Below are 17,879 nucleotides of genomic sequence, written 5' to 3'. Positions count from 1 at the left end.
CTGCTGTCGCAGTAGGAGTCATCAGCCGCTAGGCAGTTTCGGGGGACTCCATCCCCATCCATTTTATTGTACCACTTTCGCGCACATCAGAAAATCCCGATTCGCGGCTAGTAATGAATGTTCCAACCAGCCCAGGACAACATGCAACTGGCGGCGGAGCTCTGCTGCCGGCCGTCGTCGCCTAGGCAGGCCTACTGTATCAACGGCAAGCGTTCGAATTGATGGAATGGCGGAGGCGATGACAACGTCCATTCCAGGGTTGTCGCACCAACGCCCCAAGGATTGTCCGCCGCCTTTTCCTTCCGCACGAACGCATCGATGACGCCATAGAGGAAGATCAGGACGGCAAATCCGGAGATATAGGAGCCGATCGACGAGACAAAATTCCACCCTGCGAAGGCGTCGGGATAGTCGACATAACGCCGCGGCATTCCGGCCAGCCCAAGAAAGTGCTGGGGAAAAAACACCAGATTGACGCCGATAAATGTCACCCAGAAATGCAATTTGCCGATGAACTCGCGGTACATGTAGCCGGTGATCTTCGGAAACCAAAAATACCAGCCCGCAAAAATAGTGAAAACCGCGCCGAGCGACAGCACATAATGGAAATGGGCCACCACATAGTAAGTGTCTTGCAGAACGCGATCAACGCCGGCGTTCGCTAGCACAACTCCCGTCACACCTCCGACCGTGAACAGAAAGATGAAACCCATTGCCCACAGCATCGGCGTCTTGAACTCGATCGAGCCGCCCCACATCGTGGCGATCCAGGAGAAAATCTTCACGCCCGTCGGCACGGCAATGACCATGGTCGCCGCAACGAAATAGGCCTGAGTCGCACTCGACATCCCGACTGTGTACATGTGATGCGCCCAGACCACGAAGCCGATGGCGCCGATCGCCGCCGTCGCGTAGGCCATGCCGAGATAGCCGAAGATCGGCTTCCGGCTGAATGTCGAAACGATATGGCTCGTCATCCCGAAGCCCGGGAGAATCAGAATGTAGACTTCGGGGTGACCAAAGAACCAAAAGAGATGTTGATAAAGCAAGGGATCTCCACCGCCGTCGGCCGAGAAGAACGTTGTCCCAAAATTGCGATCGGTCAGCAGCATGGTGATGCCACCCGCGAGCACTGGCAATGACAGCAGCAAGAGAAACGCCGTCACAAGGACCGACCAGCAAAACAGGGGCATCTTGTGCAAAGTCATGCCCGGCGCCCGCATGTTGAAGATGGTGGTGATGAAGTTGATGGCTCCAAGGACCGATGATGCGCCGGCCAGGTGCAACGACAGAATGACAAAGTCCATCGCCGGGCCGGGATGGCCGGATGTCGAAAGCGGAGCGTAAAGCGTCCACCCCGCGCCTACGCCGTTCGCGCCGGGCTCCCCCTCAACAAAAGTCGAAATGATCAGCAGGGCGAACGACGCAGGAAGCAGCCAAAACGAAATGTTGTTCATGCGCGGAAAGGCCATATCAGGCGCGCCGATCAGCAAGGGCACCATCCAGTTGCCAAAGCCTCCGATCATGGCAGGCATGACCATGAAGAAAATCATGATCAGGCCGTGTTCGGTTACGAAGACGTTGTAGGTATGGCTCTCATGGAAGATCTGGACACCCGGGTACATCAGCTCTGCCCGAATCGCTATCGAAAGCGCGCCGCCAATGAGTCCCGCAATAATTGCAAAGATAAGATACATCGTTCCGATGTCCTTATGGTTCGTCGAATAAAGATATCGACGCCATCCTGTCGGGTGCGACGCGCCATGCCCGCTATCGGCGAGAGTTTCGCTATGAACGGAGGTCGCACTGCTTGACATGCTGTTATCTTTCATCGCTGCGGAAGAATGTGCGTTCTTGATTGTCGGCGGGATTAACTGGGCGCGGGGCAATAGCGGGTTGGAGTCGCGCATGCGCACGTCGACGCACCGACAAACGTTGTTTCAGAATAACTGCGTCGGACGGCTGCATACGGCTGTTCATGTCAGCGCACAGCGATCTCGATGTTTCGACGAGGGGCAGACGATCTTGGCTCAATCGGTTCGATGACAGCCAAATCTGCCGTCCAACGCAGCTCACGCACAGAATCGTGCCTGGGTCGTATCAAAAAACAGGGCTGTGAATGAACGACACCAGCGGTGCGCTGACTGTCAATTGAACCGCGCTGATCACGCATAGCTCCTGCCTCCGTAAGTAACGTGGCAGGAGTCATCAGCCGATCGGCAGTAGCGGGGAACTCCATCCCCTCACGCGTCAAGTAGTCGCGCGAGCGGCGGAGATATTAGCGGCGCCGCTCAAAATGGCAAGAACCTCATGGCATGGAATAAGACAATATTACGCGTGAGAACAAAGGCGCTGTTGCGTCCCAACCTTGAGGTGAAGACCGCCTATTTCTCATCGTCTCCGAATGACTGATGCAATGAGGCGAGCGCCTCGCCTGCTTGTCGGACCCTCGCAGAATTGGGGGCCTTGCCGAGCACCTCCATCACGGCCCCGAACTCCTCATCTTGGCTGGAGGCAACAGATGCCAGCATGTCTCGAACATCACAGCTCTCCCCTGCGGGCGCTGCGGGCGCGACGCCTAACGATAATGCCTTGCGCACCGGCGTCTTCGGCTCCGTGCGGGCCATCAACGTCAAGGGCGCCTCTGCGGCCACAGAGGCCTTTGGCGGCTTTGTAGCTTCGGCCTTCGTCTTGATTGTGCGCCGTCCCGGGGCTTTGCGCGGTCGGGGTGTTTCATTTGTCGTAGGCGTGGCGGGAACTTCCAAGGCCTCCTTCGAGTGATCCGGCGCCGGATTGATTGCGCCGCCCAAGGTCTCATCCTGCCACTCACGTAACATCGGCAAGATAGGAGGCGTAGCTTTGGCTTTTTCAAAAAACGCGCGGTAGGGCTTATCGGTGTAGTGCCGGATTTTCGTTAGTTCAAACGAACGTGAGTTCTTCACCATCAGGATCGACAGCCGCGCCGACATTTCCCGCAGCTCGAGAGGGCTGCGAAGCGGCCGGGGTGTGTAATGCGGCGCCCAGACGCGTGGCGCGAAGATCCCCTGCCCCGGCCGCTGGATCGGCGTCTTGTAGACCTGCGTCGTCTCGCCCAGCATCTCGGACACGAACTCCGACGTTTCCAGGTCGTTGATCTGAATGAACAGCTTGATCTGCGATCCCGACACCGTGGTGATGCGCGTGTTCTTGCCGTAGAGTTCGTCGAGCTGCGCGATGTCCTGCATCACGATCGCCATGCGGAAGCCATAGCCGGCACTGATGGTGATCTTGGAGATCAGCGAATCCATCCGTCCGACGTGGTAGAATTCGTCGAGCATCAGCAGGACCTGATGCGGCTCGTCATCGCCGGGAATTTTCACCATCATCAGATCGTGAATCTGTTGAAATAAAATACGGATCAGCGGCCGGAAGATTGAGAGTTCTGCGATGGTGCAGCCGATGAAGATTGTCATCGGCTGGCGCCGCAATTCGCGGATGTCGAAGTCGGATGTCTCGGTCGCGGCCGAGATTAGGCCGTTGTTCCATAGCGACATCGCCATGTTGACGTTGAACACCGCCGAATTGCGCGTCTCCGGCTCGAGCGCGATATATTGGTTGAAGCTGTCCACGACCCAGGTCGGCAAATGCTGGCGTTCGGTCTTCACGATGGCGCGCAAGACCGACGAGATGTCCTTTCCCGTCGTGGTCATCCGCGCGACCGTGCGCATATGCTGTGCGCCCGCAATCAAGGGTGACGACAGGACGTAGCCGATCAGCGCGGACAGCAGTAGACGGCCTGCACCCGCCCAGGTGTCGTCGGCTTTCTCCGGGATCACGAAAGACGCCACCACCAGGCAGTCCGTGGCCATCCGCTCGTCGCGGCGCACGAAGTCCAGCGGGTTGTAGCGATGGGTGTCGTTCGAACCCGGCGAGAACATGAAGACCTTGTTGCCCATCGTCGCGCGATGGTTGGCGAGTGCATCGAAGTTCTCGCGCTTGGGATCGAAAAACACGGCCGATCCCTGCCAGAGGTAGCCGTTCGGAAGAACGAAGCCGGTGCCTTTGCCGGATCGTGAGGGGCCGACGACGAGAATGTGCGCGGGCTCGTCCGATCGAATGGTGGCGCCCCCGAGTGTCCCCAGGACGATGCCCTGCTTGGGGGTGAGGCCTTGCTTGGCGGCCTCCATTACCGTGCCGAAGCGAGCTTCGCCGTAGGGCATCTGCCGGCGGTTGATCACCGCAAACAGCACCCCTGCGCTGGCAAGCGCGCCGACCGCGGCCGCCGCGTAGCCGGCACGGATCAGCGCTTCGACGCGCGTTCCCGGAAACAGCAGGCGGTCGTAGAAATGACGCCAGGCGATCAGGAAGAAGTCGGCGGACCGATCGGCATTTTGCATCCGGAACAGAGCCCAGCGCGACGCGCCTTCGCTTGGGAATTTGCTTGGCGCCCAGCGTAAGGCGACGACGACCTCGTACGCCATGCTCCATAGCAGCCAGAAGGCGAGCAGCAGCAGGATGGCGACGCCGATCCTATAGGCGACGACGCGCGCCATGACGGCCCTTCCCCGGTTGCGGCTTGTTGGCCTCTCGCTCCTCGCGCCACTCGGCCATACGCGAAAAATGTACCGCCGATGTGCCGCGCCAGCCGCCGACCTTCGTCTGCTGGATGACGATCGGCAGCACCGACTTGATGTAGCCGACGATCTCGTCGCGCCGCAGGCCGAGCCCGGCCTGCATCACCATGAGCGCGAGCTGCTCGAACGCGCCGGCCGGGCTGTCGGCGTGCACGGTGGTGATGCTGCCCGGATGTCCGGTGTTGATGGCGCGCAGGAACGAATAGGCTTCGGCACCGCGAATCTCGCCGAGGAAGATGCGGTCCGGGCGCAGCCGCATCGAGGCCTGAAGCAGAGTTTCGACCGTGACGCGTGCCTCGCCCTGGTCGCCCTTCGAGGCCACCAGCGGCAGGTAGTTCTTTTGCAGCGGATTGACCTCCCGCGTATCCTCGATGGTGATAATGCGCTCATCGACTGGCACTTCCTTCAAGATGGCATTCAGGAAGGTAGTCTTGCCGGAGCTCGTCCCGCCCGACAGCAGGATCGAGTAACGGCTGACCACAGCGAGCCGGATAAACTCCTCGATACGGCCGGCATCGAGATGCTCGCAGAGCCGCCGGTCGGTTTCCGACAGCGCGCCCTCCCCCGCCGTCGACACCTTCTCGAACGATCCGAGTTTGCGGTAGTCGTCGAGCCGCATTTCCTTGATGACCTGCTTGCGGATCGCGAAGGCGCCTCCCGCCGTTGTCGCCGGCGGCATCACCCCTTGAAACCGCTCTCCGGTCGGCAGCGCGGCCGACAGCAGCGGATGCTCCTCGTTGACGCTCTGGCCCGAATGTCCGGCGACCCGCTCGGCCAGGTGCCGGAGGGCGTGCTCCGTCAGGCCCGGCACCTCGTGACGCTCCATCGCGGCCTGTCCGAAGCGTTCGATCCAGACCTCGCCCGGACCATTGGCGCAGATCTCGACGACCTGGTCATCGTCGAGCCAGGGCCTGATCGGATCAAGGGCGCGGTCAATGAAGACCGTCAGGCTTCGTGCCGGCGCGTTCACGTTTGAGCTCCCTCAGGGCTTCCTTGACCGGGTCCGGATAGAGCGCGGAAAAGTCGAGATCGCGCCGCACGAAGACGATGATTCGCGTCCCCTGGTCGAGATAGATGGTGGGTGGAATATTGATCGAATTGCGGAGCGCCTCCTGCGCGATGTTGGTCAGGGTCTGCGAGACGTTCTGCGCGGCGATCTGGCGGGCCTGCAGGCTCAACTGGTTCTGGTTCACGCCGGTCTGCGTCTGCGTCGTGATGCCGGTGACGGGGTCCGTCGTCGTGATAATGGTGCCATTGCCATTGGTGTTGTTGGTGTTCTGTCCGTACGCGCTGAGGAACTGCGAGACGCCGCCAACGAGCGACAACATTACTGCAGAGCCAAAGCGCTCCAGATAATGGTTGTCGACGAAGCCGGCATTGCCGGCGCGCCCGAGGTCGTCGGTCCCATTGGAGCCGAGCTGCACCGAAACGCCGTCCGAGCGCAGCATGCGGGTCCAGACCACGAACACGCGGGTTTGCCCTTGTGCGATGCCGGACTTGTACTCGCCGACCAGGCGGCTCCCGGCGGGAATCAGCACGCGGCGGCCGTCGAATGACCAGACGTTTTCCGTGACGACCGCGCGCACCATGCCCGGGAGGTCGCTTTGAAGTGCGGTCTCGAGCACGCCGCGGATCATGGTACCCTGCGCCACCAGGGCGTCGATCCGGTTGTTCTTGGTCGCGCGTGAGACCTCGACCCCTGCGGCGGACACGGAAGCGAGAAAGCGCCGGTTGGGATCATCCTCCGGACCGCTCGCAGCCCTGCTGCCCTCGTCCGGATTGGCCCCGTTCGCCGCCGCCGCGGCATTGTCGGCGATCACTTGCGGCGCCCGCAATCGTTCCCAGCGCCGCCGCTCTTCTTCCAGTCGTTGACGTTCCAGCTCAGCGAGACGACGGGCCTCGTCGTCATTGGGTGGGGCCACTGCCAGCGGCGGCTCGGGTGGCGGCGGCGCCGGCAGCGCGAGAGGCGGCGCGACCGGAGGAGGTGGCGGGGCGGGCTCGGCTGGCGCCTGCGGGATGACGATGGTGCCCTGATTGGTCTGCACACGCGGGGTCGATAGTGACGGCGCCGGGAACTGCGTCGTCCTGAACTCCTCCTTGTCCGGCGTCGTCAGCGTGGGCGACCGTCGGACGACTGTGCCGTAAATCATCCAGGCCGCGACAATGAGCGCGCCGATCGGAACGCCGAATTTCAAAAAGCTGCCGAGCGCGGTTCGGCCACGCGCGACCGAGGTGGCCGCCGCAGCTTCCAGTTCGAATGAACGATAATCGTCCGGTGTCGGCATCATCAGCCTCCCGCGGTCGTGGCGGCACCGACACGTTGCGGCGCATAGGGCTCCAGCCCGTTCGGCTCATGCACGTTGGTGAGGCGGCGGTTGAAGATGCAGGTCGAGTCCTGGCCGTTGCGCAGCGTCCATTGCGGCGAGACCTTGTCGACGATGACATAGGGCCCCTCAGTCCGGAAATTAATCAGGCTCTCGTTGCGATCGGCGTCGACAATATAAATGGCCGGCGTCTCGCCTTCGAAGCGAAACCAGGTCTTGGTCCCGTCATCGAATACCGCGACGGGTTTGTTCACCGACGAACCCTTGTAGCCATAGTCGCTGTTGGCGTTGGCGATGTTGAGGTCTTTGAGATTCGGATTTGCAGCGCGCTGCTTGGCTTCAGCCAGTAGTTTTGCGCTCGCATCATCGTCCGGAAAGCGGAATCGCACGGCATAGATCTGACCGGACGGCGGCCGCGTGTTCGAGCGCAGCAGGAACGAATAGATGCGCTTGTCGGTGACGACGTTGAGGTTCGATATCGCGTTCTTGTCGACCGGCTTGACGAAGATGATGTCGCCCTTGCGGTTCGGCTCGACCTTCCAGGCGATCGAGTCGCCGAGCGCCAGCGTCTCGATCTTCTCGTCCGGCTGCAGCTGGATCATCGTCGAGGTACCGTAGCTGGCGTCGATCGCGGTGACGTTGTCCCTGTTGTAGATGACATCCCGGACACGCGCATCGGTACGACCAGGGCGCGGCAAAGCCTCTGCATGCGCGGCGCTCGCCGTGATGCAGAGGATCAGACTGACGACAACGCAACGCTTCCTCATTGCTGCGCACCCATCGTTCCGGGGGATGGCGCGGTTTCCTGATCGCGGCGATACTCGAGCACCTGGAAGCCGAGCGGATTGTCGAACCGCCATTCATTGCGCAACGGCACGGAGGTGTAGCGAAACCGTACCAGCGAGACCCAGTTGCGCGTGACGATGTTCGTCGACGACTTTTCCTCGGTGGAGAATCGCGCCAGCGCGGTCCGATTGTTTGGGAATGTGACGGATTTTATGTTGACCGAGACCACGGTGTTGGCGCCGTACACCTTCACCGGATTGGTGGGATTGGCGGGTGAATAGATCTCCGTCAGCTCGCGTGCTGCATCTGCCGTCCCGAGCAATTGCGCCAGATCGAAATTGTCCTTCAACGCCTTCGGATCGTAGGTCTCGCGCGCTTTGATGTAGCGGACGACGTTGAACGTCGTCACCGCTTCGTCCTGGGTCAGCGGGCCTTCGGCCATCGGGCGCTTCACTTCGACGAAGCCTGTCGTCTTGTCGACGACGACCATATAAGGCTCGTAGGTCTTGAGCGGGACCAGCAGGGCAAGAGTACCGAGCGCTCCGACCGCAACTACGCTCATCACGGCCGCGACGATCCAGGCGAGCGCACGCGAGTTGCGGTTGCGTCGCGCGATGTCGCGTTCCCAGGTCGCGCCGTCAACGTAGTAGCGCGGATCGACACGCACGGGTTCCGATGTCACGGTTTCCGTCATGGCCGCCCCCCGCCGCTCTGCGCCGGCGGCGTGCCCGGATTGCGCAACTGGTCAGCAAGACGCCTGAATTCCGCTGATTGCGCCCACGACGCGGCGCGAATCCCGACGCGCGCGCGTTGGCGCGACGCCAGCTCCTCTCGGCGCGACACCGAGGCCGGATTTAGCGGATTGCGAAAGGCCAGCCGGGCGCGATTGGCCGAGGCCCCCAACCGATAGCCCGTTGCGGTGGCGAGCACCGCACCGATGCGCGGCGCAAAAATCGGCACGCCGCCGGCGAGCGCCGCCGCCATGTTGTTGATCTGGCTCAGCAGCAGGATGCCGATGATGGCGAGCAGCACGACGGGACCGATCGTGGCCCAGGTCGCCGACTTGGAATTGGCGACGCCGTTGAGCGTGTCGATCGTCTGCTGGATCAGCGAGACGTAGAAGGCGAGAAACGCATAGACGAGTACCTGCACCAAAAAATACTGCGCCAATGAGCTGAGCCACCCGCTAAAGAACCGCGTCGTGACCCCGAACAGCAGTAGGATGATGAACAGCGGCGCCAATGCGAGCAGCAGCCACATGAACATCTTCGACAGCACGATGAGGAACAGCGCGAAGCCGATCAGTATCGCCATCACCACGTAGAAGACGGCCGCGAAGATGTAGGGCCCCCAGTTTGTAATGCCGGCATTCTGAAGGAACGCCTCGGTCGCGCTGTTGGTCGTGTCCCACATGTTCTGCAACGCCGACTGGACGCCGTTGACGGAGTTCAGGTTCGCGGATGTGCCGGTGTTGTTGGCGGATGTCACCGCGCTTAGCAGCGCGTTGCCGATCGCGGACGGGCCGTCGTTGAGGAAGTTATAGGCCAGTGTCTGGAAGTCGCCCCACTTCGTGGCCATGGTGTAGATCAGCGCAGCACGAAACAAACGAAACGCGTGGTCGGCAGGACCGCCGGTCGCGGTGCCCTGCCAGATCCCGACACCCCAGAAAATTACATAGAGCGTGAGCAGCAAGCCGGCGACGCTGGTTGCGCCGCCCGACGTCGCAGCGCTCGCCAACGCCTGATAGGCGGTCGAGACGTAGTTCTGACCGAGCTGATCGACCGATTGCAGCAGCGACGTGATGTTGAAGCTATTGGCCATCGCGCCTCTCAGATCGGCCGCATCGGACCGCAGCGGTCCAGGCGTTGAAGCGCCTCTGGCACGGCGGGCGTGGGAAGGTCGGAATAGGCCAGTGGCGTCCCGCCTTCGTCGGAAGAACACGGCGCCTTCAGCGGCTTGTAGGCGCAGCCGGCGAGCGCGGTGGCCACGATTGCCAATGCGGTGAATGTCACGATGCGTTTCACGGGGCCGGCGCCTTCGGTTCGGTGAATGTCATGGCACGTGACGCCGCTTTGGCCGCGTCGTCCTGGCCGCCGATAGCTCCCGCGCTGATGGCCGGCGCATGGCGTGGCGGGAGACCATAGTAACCGATCGCTACGCCAACAGAGATGGCGACGATGACCACGAGAATCAGAGCACGCTTTGACACGTTTCCCCCAACCGCTTTGATTACTGCTGTGTGAACTTCATCGCGCGGGCAGCGGACGATTCCGCGGCGATCCGGTCGAGGTTTGCTTGATTGGCGGCCGCCGCTGCATTGTTGACGACGCCATTGAGTTCGTTGATCGTTTGCCCGGTCTGGATCTGCACCTGGGTGTTCTGATCGACGCTGCCTTTGAGGTCCTGCGCCTGTCCGATCTGCTGGCCGCCTTGCGTGAAGGCAGAGGACCGCTGCTGCACAGCGCCCTGCGTCGAGGTGATCAGCCCCGACAGCGTGGCTGCGACATTCACCGAGTTCTTGTAAGCCGTGTCGGCCGGGTGGTTCTGACCGTTGACGAGGCCGGTGATGGTTTGGACGAGCTGTAGTCCGTTGATCAGCGTGGAGACGATGTTCTGAGACGCCGATCCCATGCCGGCGAATGATAACGCGCCGCCCGAAATGACCGAGCCGAGCGACGGTGCCTGCGCCATCGAGAAGCCGCCGCCGAGCGCCATCTGCGCCAGCGTACCTTGGGCCTGCGAAGATCGGTCGCCCGTCACCGCCTGCAGGGTCTTTTGCGTGAACTGCAGGATCTGCTTATCCGCCGTGAGGATCTGCTGCGTGCTGGTCGCGATCTCTTGCGCCTTGGTCAGGTTGGCGCTGTCGATGACCGGAACCTGCGCCATCGCCGGCGGCGCGCCCGCCAAAACCAGCGTCAATATGGCAAGCTTGAACATCCAACCCATCGGAATCTCCCTAGCGGCTGTTGGTGGAAATCGCGGCGAGCGCCGCAGTGACATCGGCGATCGTTAGCGCTGCATTCGCGCCGGTATTGGCGTTGTTGGCGGCGTTCTGCACCTGCGCGAGGTAGAAGATGACGTTGCCGTCGGTGTCGACATAGCGCGCACTGACGCAGGAAGGATCTGCCGGCGAACCCGGCGGCGTGGTCGAGCAAGCCGATGACACCCGACAGGGATCGGTCGCCGTCCCGGACCCGACCATGCCGACGGGGCAGACCGGACCCGACGTCGGCTGGGCAGCGCTCGCCGTTGCGCGCATGCCGAGCGCCGTCCGGCTCATATCGCTGTTCAGTGCCAGATTGAGGGCGTTGAGCGCTGTCACCCAGAGATTGGCGGAGCCGATTGCGCTATTCCAAGTGAGGTTATTCTGCAGCCGCGCCGCGCTGTTCATGTCGATCGCGCCCATCACCGTCGGCGCGGTTCCGACCTGCTGGCCGGCTGTCTGAAACCCCGACTGAGCCGCTGCCATGGTCGAGCGGCTGGCGTCGAGCCCAGCCACCACGTCGCCACTCGACTTGAACAAGGTTTGGCTGTTGAGGGCCGCGCCTTGCGCATTCGGATCGGGCATCGCCGGCAGATCGGGACCATAGGTCTGGATGGCCTGGCTGCCGGTGCCCGCCTGCGGCTGCACGGTTGGATTTGTGATGGTTGCTTTCTTGCCGGTGGTGACAGCGCATTTGACACCGCTGTTGGCGTCCTGCCGTTGCGTCGTCACCGGCACGAGCTTGACCGTCGTGCCGGCGGTCTGCGAGCGCTGCGTCAATTGCGCCGCGTCGTTGACGGGAATATTCGCCAGCGCGGGCGCAACACCCGACAAAAATGTCGCCGCGATGATCGCCATCTTGAGTTTCATGCTGGGCTTCTCCCCATGAAGATCGGTAACCACACGGCCGGGTCGTCGCCGACGCGGGCACGCAGCGCATCGAGCTCCGCAACCGTCTCGGTGCGCCCGGACAGCACCTTGATCAGATCGGGCATGCCGGCAAGATTGAGTCGGGCCACGACGCTGTCGCGGCCGTGCTTGATCAGGAATGAGCGGCTTTCCGGCACCGTGCCGCGAATCCAGGCGACCTCGCGCCCGGAAAGGCGAAAAGCCTTCTGGTAGCTTTCGTCGTCGGCTTTGGGGTTCGGGAAGAAGATATTGGTGCTGGTCTGTTCGATCAGCGTGTTCGACGCCTTCGACCGTACGATGTCGGCCGCCGACTGGGTGCCAAAGCCGACGATGCCGTTCTGCTTACGGATGGTCTTGAGCTTGTCGCGAATGAAGAAGGCAAAGACGTCATCGTCGAGCAGCCGCCAGCCCTCGTCGAGGAAGATCATCACGGGGTCGCCGGTGAGCAATTCCTCGGTCCTGTGGAAAATGTACATCAGAGCCGCGGTGCGAATGACGGGATCGTCGAGCACCCGCGTCATGTCGAAACCGAACACGCTCGATAAGGAGAACTGGTCCGAAATTTGCCCGATGGCGAAATTACGGCGGTCGGCAAGCATGGCAAGCTGACCGGGAAAGACATTCGGCTCAGCTACCCCGTGCGTGTCCTATCCACCGGGAGCCTGCTCAATCCCACGGACGTTCGAGTCAAGCTAAGAGACGCCTACGACTACTTCGTCGCGAACGGCAAAATCGAGGCATAGGGCGTCAGCCAGATGCGCAGATTTTTTCAAAAATGGGATTTCTTCTCGGCAGCCTTGCTGGCGATTGTTGGCGCTTATTTTGTGCCCCACAATGCAATGAAGGATATTACCACGGAATTGATCGCTTTTTTTAGCATTCAATCAGCCGTGATTCTGCCTGCCATGATTTTTACCGCTGGCATTCTAAAGCCGGATGGTTTGGAGCTTGAAGACGCGGCGCGTTATCACAAGGCGCTAAAGGCCCAGATGCTATTTTGGGTGGCGTTGCTCAGCCTGGATTTTGTGGCGGTGGTGGCGCTTATCGCTGGCAAGGCCTTGAACTGGATTCTCGTTCTGCCAATGCCGGCGCATTTCGAGCCGCTCGATCTTGGCTGGCTCCTTCCGGCAATTCTATATTTTTCGGGAAGCTTGGCAGTTTTTCGCACGATCCCCTTTGTGCGGGGCGTTCTCAGCCTACTCGATGTAAACAGCGACATGACTTTGAGAGCCATCACTCGGCGCAACAAGATCGAGAACGCGGACAGGAAGGCTCAAGCCGATCCGAGACCGATGACCCTGCCAGAGGGCTATGGGAAAGTCGTTAAACCACAAGACGAATAGAACTCATAAGAATTAATTATACAGATCTAATGTGAGAGATCTCCAATTCAAGAGCATGAAGAGGCCTTCAGCTTTTTTATTTCCCGCAACGCAACTTGCTCGAAGCGCTTCACCTGCCGATTGATTTTCTCACCTTGGCCGAATGCGTCTGCGCTGCGCCTGCCGTAAGACGAGAAATTCCGAAGCGTTCGTAGCGTGTCGCCATCATAGACCTTGAGGTATGCGAACCGCCGATAGAGCTTTTTTGTGTGGGCCTTACCGGGCAGGCCCGCCGCAATTCGCCATTGAACCGATTTCCTGGCACGCCTCATCGCCCGTCGCATTTTGCGCCATTGCCGGGCGAGGGAGCTTTCACGGATGGCTGGGCCGGATTCGTCGAAGGTAAAGCCGAGATATTGGGCTGCCTTGGAGGTGCGGGGTAATGACCGCCCTTTATCGAAAAGCGTCTTCTCGGTTTTATGCGGGGCGATCTGCAGCTTTTCGGTAGCGATCAGCCGCAAGATTTCCGCTTCTATCGCCAGCGCATCGTTAGGCTTACATATGACGAGGATGTCGTCGGAATAGCGGCGGTAGAATGCACCAACCTTATCGCAGCAAGCTTTGGCTGCCGCATCGAACTCCATCATGTAGAGATTGGAGATAGCGGCGCTGATTGGCGTGCCCTGAGGGATTCCACGACGATGCCCCTTGGCCATCTCAGGGTTGGCATGGAAGGCAATCCCTTCCGCCTTCAATTCTTCCATGCTGGCGATCCGGTCGCGGCTTTTATCCTTCAATCGCTGTCCGAACACCGGATGGGCCTTCAACTCCTTAAGATCGACGTAGTGGAACCGGGTGACGGAGCGAAAGACCTTGTACCAGTCGTCCGAAAGCTCGTGGACGCCGAGGAGAGATTTTAGCCGCTGCTTCAGGAGGCCATGATCGAGAGTGTCAAAGAAGCTCGTGATATCGAAGGCCAAGATCACGACAGGAGCTTCAGCCTGAGCGTAATCCATGGCTTCCGCAGCGAAATTGTAATTGCCTCGCCCGAGTGCTCGGTAGGCGATCACGTTGTCCGAGATGCCCATCACCTTGTATCGTGTATCGAGCGCCTGATTTATCTGATGTGCATAATAGGAAAAAATGCAGGCGTCCCGATGTGCGGCGTACTTAATTGGGCGCTCTTTTTGCGTGATTGTCCGCGTCCCACTCTTCGGACACTTTTTGTACCGCGTTTCGGTTTTGGTGTAGTGGATGAGCGGCGAGAATGCGTGCCGAGACACTATGGCGGGATCCATAGCCTTTTGTGCGAAGGCTTCGTTAACGGGCAGATCGAAATGCCGATAGCGGCGCGGTTTTAGCCAATCCAGCGACATGCTAACCCCCAATCGCAGAGTTCGGGGGACTGGCCCTGACCCTGGGCTCCGGTCGAAACCGGGCGTCCCCCGAACGCACGCCACCTTCTGTCAGCTATTGCGTTCAGTGTCTCAACTCCAAACGCCTCGCCAACACGGGTCTCGAAACGCGAGGTGGTATAATGTAGCTGTGGAGGTCCGAGCGATGCTCGATGTCTCTCTCAACCTGGCCGCCGTCGTGGCGATGCTGTTCGGCATCGTCATGCCCGGTCTCCATATCGAGGTTGACGGTCTCAACAGTCCAACCGCCAAGCCAATTCCTGACGGCTGACACAAAGTGGGAACAGATGCCGCCGGTTTCAAGGTACCGATAGACGCGCTCGGCCGAAATTTCTCAAGAATCTTCCCTATCGTCATACTATGGCGAAAGGGTATCGGTCGCGATCCAGGGAGAGGGCGGGGCGAAGTGCCTTCTCGTGCGGTCGGACTCTTTTGATCCGCATTTTCGCGACGCTCGTTTATGATATTCACAGGAGAAACGCCATGCTGCGCGACTGGCAGACCCTCTCCTTCAACACCGTGTTCGGCCTCCTCTCCCTCATCTGCGTCATCGCGCTGGCGGGGCCGACGCTGGTCATCCTCATCCTCTCCTTCACCGGGGAGGAGGCGCTGCACTTCCCGCCCGCCAGCTATTCGCTGCGCTGGTACGCGGCGCTCATCGACGCCAACGAATTGCAGGCGGCCCTGTGGGTGAGCCTGAAGGTGGCGGTCATCAGCGTTTCCGCCTGCGTGGTGCTGGGGGTGGCCGCCGCGCTCGGCATCGCCCGCAGCGAGGGGCCGGTGGCACGGGGGCTGGAGACGCTGTTCATGTCGCCGCTGATCCTGCCGGCGCTGGCCTTCGGCTTCGCGGCGCTGATGCTGTTCTCCATGCTGGGGATGCGGCCCTCGACGCTGACGCTCGCCATCGGCCATATCGTGGTGTGCGTGCCCTTCGTGCTGCGCACCACGCTGGCCAGCCTCGCCCAGCTCGATCCGGCTTTGCTCGACGCCTCGCGCAGCCTCGGCGCGTCGCGCCTGCATACCTTCCGGACGGTGACGCTGCCGCTCATCAGCCCCGGCGTCGCCTCCGGCGCCTTCATCGCCTTCATGGCCTCGTTCGACAACGTCCCGGTGTCGCTGTTCCTCCAGGACGCCCGCACGCAGGTGCTGCCCATCTATCTCTGGGACATCATCCAGAACCAGCTCGACAGCCGGGCCGCCTCCGCCTGCGGCGTCATCATCATCGCCACCGTGCTGATGATGGTGCTGATGGAGCGGGTCGCCGGCTTCTCACGCTTCATGAAATGACCGGGAGACGGGACGTGCCGAACGACCTCCTGCGCCTCGACGCGCTGAACGCCATGACCGCCGCCGATTTCGCGGCGGCCCTCGGCCCGGTGTTCGAGAACGCCCCGTGGGTGGCGCGGAATGCCGCCGGCGCGCGCCCCTTCGCCACCCTCACCGCCCTGCACAAGGCGATGCTGGCCGGCATCGAGGCGCTGCCCGCGCCGGCGCTGGCGGACTTCCTCAACGGCCATCCCCGCCTCTCTCCCGAGACCCTGAGGCGCGGCACCACTGCGGAGTCGACCGCCGAGCAGACCGCCCTCGGGCTTGATGCCCTCGATGCCGAGATCAGCGCCCGGCTGGATCGGCTGAACGCCGCCTATGAGGCGCGCTTCGGCTATCCCTTCATCCTCGCGGTGCGCAAGGCCTCGCTGGAGACCCTGTTCGCCACCTTCGAGCGGCGGCTGGCGGCGAGCCCCGAGGCGGAGCGCGCGGAGGCGCTGGCGGAGGTCGCGGCCATCTCGTGGATGCGGCTGCTCGACCGCGTGCGCGCCGCGCCCACGGGCAGCGTCTCCACCCATGTGCTCGACACCGTGCGCGCGGCGCCGGCGGGCGGGCTGGGCGTGGAGCTGTGGCGGCGGGAGAGCGACGGCGGGATGACACGCATCACCTCCTTCGTCACCAATGATGACGGCGCCTGCGACCACCATCTCCTCGGCGGCGGCGACCTTGCCGCCGGCACCTATGAGTGGCGCTACGACACGCCCACCTATTTCGCCCGCCACGGCTATTCCACCACCGCCCGCGCCTATCTCGGCAAGGTACGCGTGGCCTTCACCGTGTGGAATCCGGAGGAGCATTTTCACGTGCCACTCCTCCTCTCGCCTGGTTCCTACACCACCTATCGCGGGAGCTGAGAGCGGCCGGCGCGCAGGCGCTCCAACGCGCGGGCCAGCATCGCCGCGACCAGCGCGCCGGTGAGGACGGGCCAGATCAGGAAATCCCAGCCGGGTTGGAACTGCGCCACGATCAGAGGCGTGATCCCCGCCGGCGGATGGAAGCAGCGGGTGGCGAGCATGAGCGCCACCGCCAGCCCCACCGCGACTGCGGTTACAACGTCCGACGGCGGGAACAGCGCGAGCCCGCCCAGCGCGACCACCCCGCAGATCAGATGACCGCCGAGGATGGCGCGGGTGCCGGCCGGCGCGCTCGCGGGTGCCCCGCACACCAGCACCAGAGAGGTGATGAAGGGAAAGGCGGCGAGCGCCATGCCGGAGCCGGCGGCAACCCGGTGGACGATGAACACCACAGCCGCCGCCGAAAGGGCGGCGACGAGGATGGAGGCAGCGACGCCGAAGCGCTCCCCGCCGTCCGTGCGGTCGTGGCCTTCCATCGCCCGCCCTCCGTCCCGTCAACCCGCGGGCGCGAGCCGGGCGGCGGTGGCCTCGCCAATCAGCCGCGGCAGGTCGCCGAGCGACGGCACCACGAGATCCGGCGCCTCCGCATAGGTCTCTTCCTGCATCCGGAGCGCCTTGAACACGGTGAGGGGCGTGATGGCACCCGAGGCCAGTTCACGCGCCAGCGCCTCCCGCGGCAGGCGGGCGACACGGGCGACGCGGAAGCCGAAAGCCTTCGCGCCCCCCACGTCGAAGCCGTTGGAGGACACGAACAGCACCTCCGCCGGCGTCACGCCCAGCACCTCTTCCACCAGCGCATAGGCCTCCGGATGGGGCTTGAACACCCGCTTGGCATCGACGCTGATGACCGCGTCGAAGCTGTCGGCGAGGCCCGCATTGGCCACCAGCGCCCGCAGCATGTCGGGCGCGCCGTTGGAGAGGATGGCGCGCTTGAGCGGCGCCAACTCCGCGAGGCATCGGGCCGCGTCGGGATAGGGCGTGAGACGGTTGTAGGCCTGCGCCGTGTCGGCGAGGAAGGCCTCGTCCGGCTCCAGTCCCAGCGTTCCGAGGGTGTAGGCCAAAGCCTCCCGCGTGACGCTCCAGAAATCGGCATAGCGCCCCATCAGCGCCCGGAGCCAGCTGTATTCCAGCTGCTTCTGCCGCCACACCTGCGTGATGTACTCGCCCCGGCCGGGATACGCCTGCTCGGTGGCGTCGGCCACCGACTGGACGTCGAAGAGCGTTCCGTAGGCGTCGAACACGACGGCCTTGATCATGTCGTTCCTCCCGCTGTGTGCGCGTGTCGGTCAGTGAACCTGCATTCCCCAAGTGGCGTGTCGTTTGAGGTGAAGATCGCCTGTATCCGAG

The 17,879-nt window shown here is 62.2% G+C and carries 17 protein-coding genes, 1 pseudogene and 2 riboswitches; of the genes and pseudogenes, 4 read left to right on the top strand and 14 right to left on the bottom strand.

Going from position 1 to position 17,879, the window contains the following annotated elements:
• Positions 1–5: 5 nt before the first annotated feature.
• A riboswitch (Fluoride riboswitch) is annotated at positions 6–65 on the bottom strand.
• 126 nt (positions 66–191) lie between these two features.
• From ctaD to KHC23_RS22575, 11 genes and pseudogenes are all read right to left on the bottom strand, one after another.
• Positions 192–1,817 carry a cytochrome c oxidase subunit I gene (ctaD, locus tag KHC23_RS22625; protein WP_213376020.1) on the bottom strand — a complete coding sequence of 542 codons (1,626 nt, stop codon included), beginning with the start codon at positions 1,815–1,817 and terminating at the stop codon, positions 192–194.
• A 375-nt stretch (positions 1,818–2,192) separates the two neighbouring features.
• Positions 2,193–2,252: riboswitch (Fluoride riboswitch) on the bottom strand.
• A gap of 132 nt (positions 2,253–2,384) precedes the next feature.
• Complete coding sequence (locus tag KHC23_RS22620; RefSeq protein ID WP_213375975.1) at positions 2,385–4,532, bottom strand: type IV secretory system conjugative DNA transfer family protein; 2,148 nt, start codon at positions 4,530–4,532, stop codon at positions 2,385–2,387.
• Positions 4,510–5,583, bottom strand: a complete 1,074-nt coding sequence (gene virB11, locus KHC23_RS22615) for a P-type DNA transfer ATPase VirB11 (protein ID WP_213375974.1) — start codon at positions 5,581–5,583, stop codon at positions 4,510–4,512. The genes KHC23_RS22620 and virB11 overlap by 23 nt, the downstream gene beginning before the upstream one ends.
• On the bottom strand, positions 5,546–6,898 hold the full coding sequence (gene virB10 / locus KHC23_RS22610) for a type IV secretion system protein VirB10 (RefSeq protein ID WP_213376019.1): 1,353 nt from the start codon (positions 6,896–6,898) through the stop codon (positions 5,546–5,548). The genes virB11 and virB10 overlap by 38 nt, the downstream gene beginning before the upstream one ends.
• 2 nt (positions 6,899–6,900) lie before the next feature.
• A complete protein-coding gene (gene virB9, locus KHC23_RS22605; RefSeq protein ID WP_213375973.1) occupies positions 6,901–7,704 on the bottom strand; it encodes a P-type conjugative transfer protein VirB9 in 804 nt (267 codons plus the stop codon).
• On the bottom strand, positions 7,701–8,417 hold the full coding sequence (locus KHC23_RS22600; protein WP_213375972.1) for a VirB8 family type IV secretion system protein: 717 nt from the start codon (positions 8,415–8,417) through the stop codon (positions 7,701–7,703). The genes virB9 and KHC23_RS22600 overlap by 4 nt, the downstream gene beginning before the upstream one ends.
• Positions 8,414–9,544 (bottom strand): TrbL/VirB6 family protein, encoded by a 1,131-nt coding sequence (locus KHC23_RS22595; RefSeq protein WP_213375971.1) that lies wholly within the window; start codon positions 9,542–9,544, stop codon positions 8,414–8,416. The genes KHC23_RS22600 and KHC23_RS22595 overlap by 4 nt, the downstream gene beginning before the upstream one ends.
• An 8-nt stretch (positions 9,545–9,552) precedes the next feature.
• On the bottom strand, positions 9,553–9,747 hold the full coding sequence (locus KHC23_RS22590; protein WP_213375970.1) for a hypothetical protein: 195 nt from the start codon (positions 9,745–9,747) through the stop codon (positions 9,553–9,555).
• A gap of 205 nt (positions 9,748–9,952) precedes the next feature.
• Positions 9,953–10,669 carry a type IV secretion system protein gene (locus KHC23_RS22585; protein ID WP_213375969.1) on the bottom strand — a complete coding sequence of 239 codons (717 nt, stop codon included), beginning with the start codon at positions 10,667–10,669 and terminating at the stop codon, positions 9,953–9,955.
• 10 nt (positions 10,670–10,679) lie between these two features.
• Positions 10,680–11,576 (bottom strand): hypothetical protein, encoded by an 897-nt coding sequence (locus tag KHC23_RS22580; RefSeq protein ID WP_213375968.1) that lies wholly within the window; start codon positions 11,574–11,576, stop codon positions 10,680–10,682.
• Positions 11,573–12,166: pseudogene (locus tag KHC23_RS22575) on the bottom strand (TraG/VirB4 family ATPase); the annotation flags it as partial. The pseudogene KHC23_RS22575 and the gene KHC23_RS22580, both read right to left, overlap by 4 nt.
• A 204-nt stretch (positions 12,167–12,370) precedes the next feature.
• On the opposite strand from KHC23_RS22575, the gene KHC23_RS22570 reads away from it, so the two are divergent.
• A complete protein-coding gene (locus tag KHC23_RS22570; protein WP_213375967.1) occupies positions 12,371–12,958 on the top strand; it encodes a hypothetical protein in 588 nt (195 codons plus the stop codon).
• Positions 12,959–13,005: 47 nt separating this feature from the next.
• Here KHC23_RS22570 and drt2 read toward each other — a convergent pair whose 3' ends face one another.
• The gene (gene drt2 / locus KHC23_RS22565) at positions 13,006–14,313 is read right to left on the bottom strand and encodes an antiviral reverse transcriptase Drt2 (protein WP_213375966.1); all 1,308 of its coding nucleotides are present in this window, start codon (positions 14,311–14,313) and stop codon (positions 13,006–13,008) included.
• Between the two features lie 184 nt (positions 14,314–14,497).
• Between drt2 and KHC23_RS24720 the strand changes: the two genes are divergently transcribed.
• From KHC23_RS24720 to uraD, 3 genes are all read left to right on the top strand, one after another.
• Positions 14,498–14,623, top strand: coding sequence for a hypothetical protein (locus KHC23_RS24720; RefSeq protein WP_271188710.1), 126 nt, complete (start codon positions 14,498–14,500; stop codon positions 14,621–14,623).
• A gap of 212 nt (positions 14,624–14,835) precedes the next feature.
• Positions 14,836–15,639, top strand: a complete 804-nt coding sequence (locus KHC23_RS22560) for an ABC transporter permease (RefSeq protein ID WP_029557200.1) — start codon at positions 14,836–14,838, stop codon at positions 15,637–15,639.
• A gap of 14 nt (positions 15,640–15,653) precedes the next feature.
• A complete protein-coding gene (uraD, locus tag KHC23_RS22555) occupies positions 15,654–16,532 on the top strand; it encodes a 2-oxo-4-hydroxy-4-carboxy-5-ureidoimidazoline decarboxylase (RefSeq protein WP_213375965.1) in 879 nt (292 codons plus the stop codon).
• Here uraD and KHC23_RS22550 read toward each other — a convergent pair.
• Both KHC23_RS22550 and KHC23_RS22545 read right to left on the bottom strand, forming a co-directional pair.
• On the bottom strand, positions 16,517–17,008 hold the full coding sequence (locus KHC23_RS22550) for an HPP family protein (protein WP_213375964.1): 492 nt from the start codon (positions 17,006–17,008) through the stop codon (positions 16,517–16,519). The two genes, uraD and KHC23_RS22550, sit on opposite strands and share 16 nt — an antisense overlap.
• An 18-nt stretch (positions 17,009–17,026) precedes the next feature.
• Positions 17,027–17,788, bottom strand: coding sequence for a haloacid dehalogenase type II (locus KHC23_RS22545; RefSeq protein ID WP_213375963.1), 762 nt, complete (start codon positions 17,786–17,788; stop codon positions 17,027–17,029).
• Positions 17,789–17,879: the final 91 nt, after the last annotated feature.

This window comes from Ancylobacter dichloromethanicus (assembly GCF_018390645.1).
Classification (GTDB): Bacteria; Pseudomonadota; Alphaproteobacteria; order Rhizobiales; family Xanthobacteraceae; genus Ancylobacter; species Ancylobacter dichloromethanicus.
This window is presented reverse-complemented; position numbering and strand designations above follow the sequence as displayed.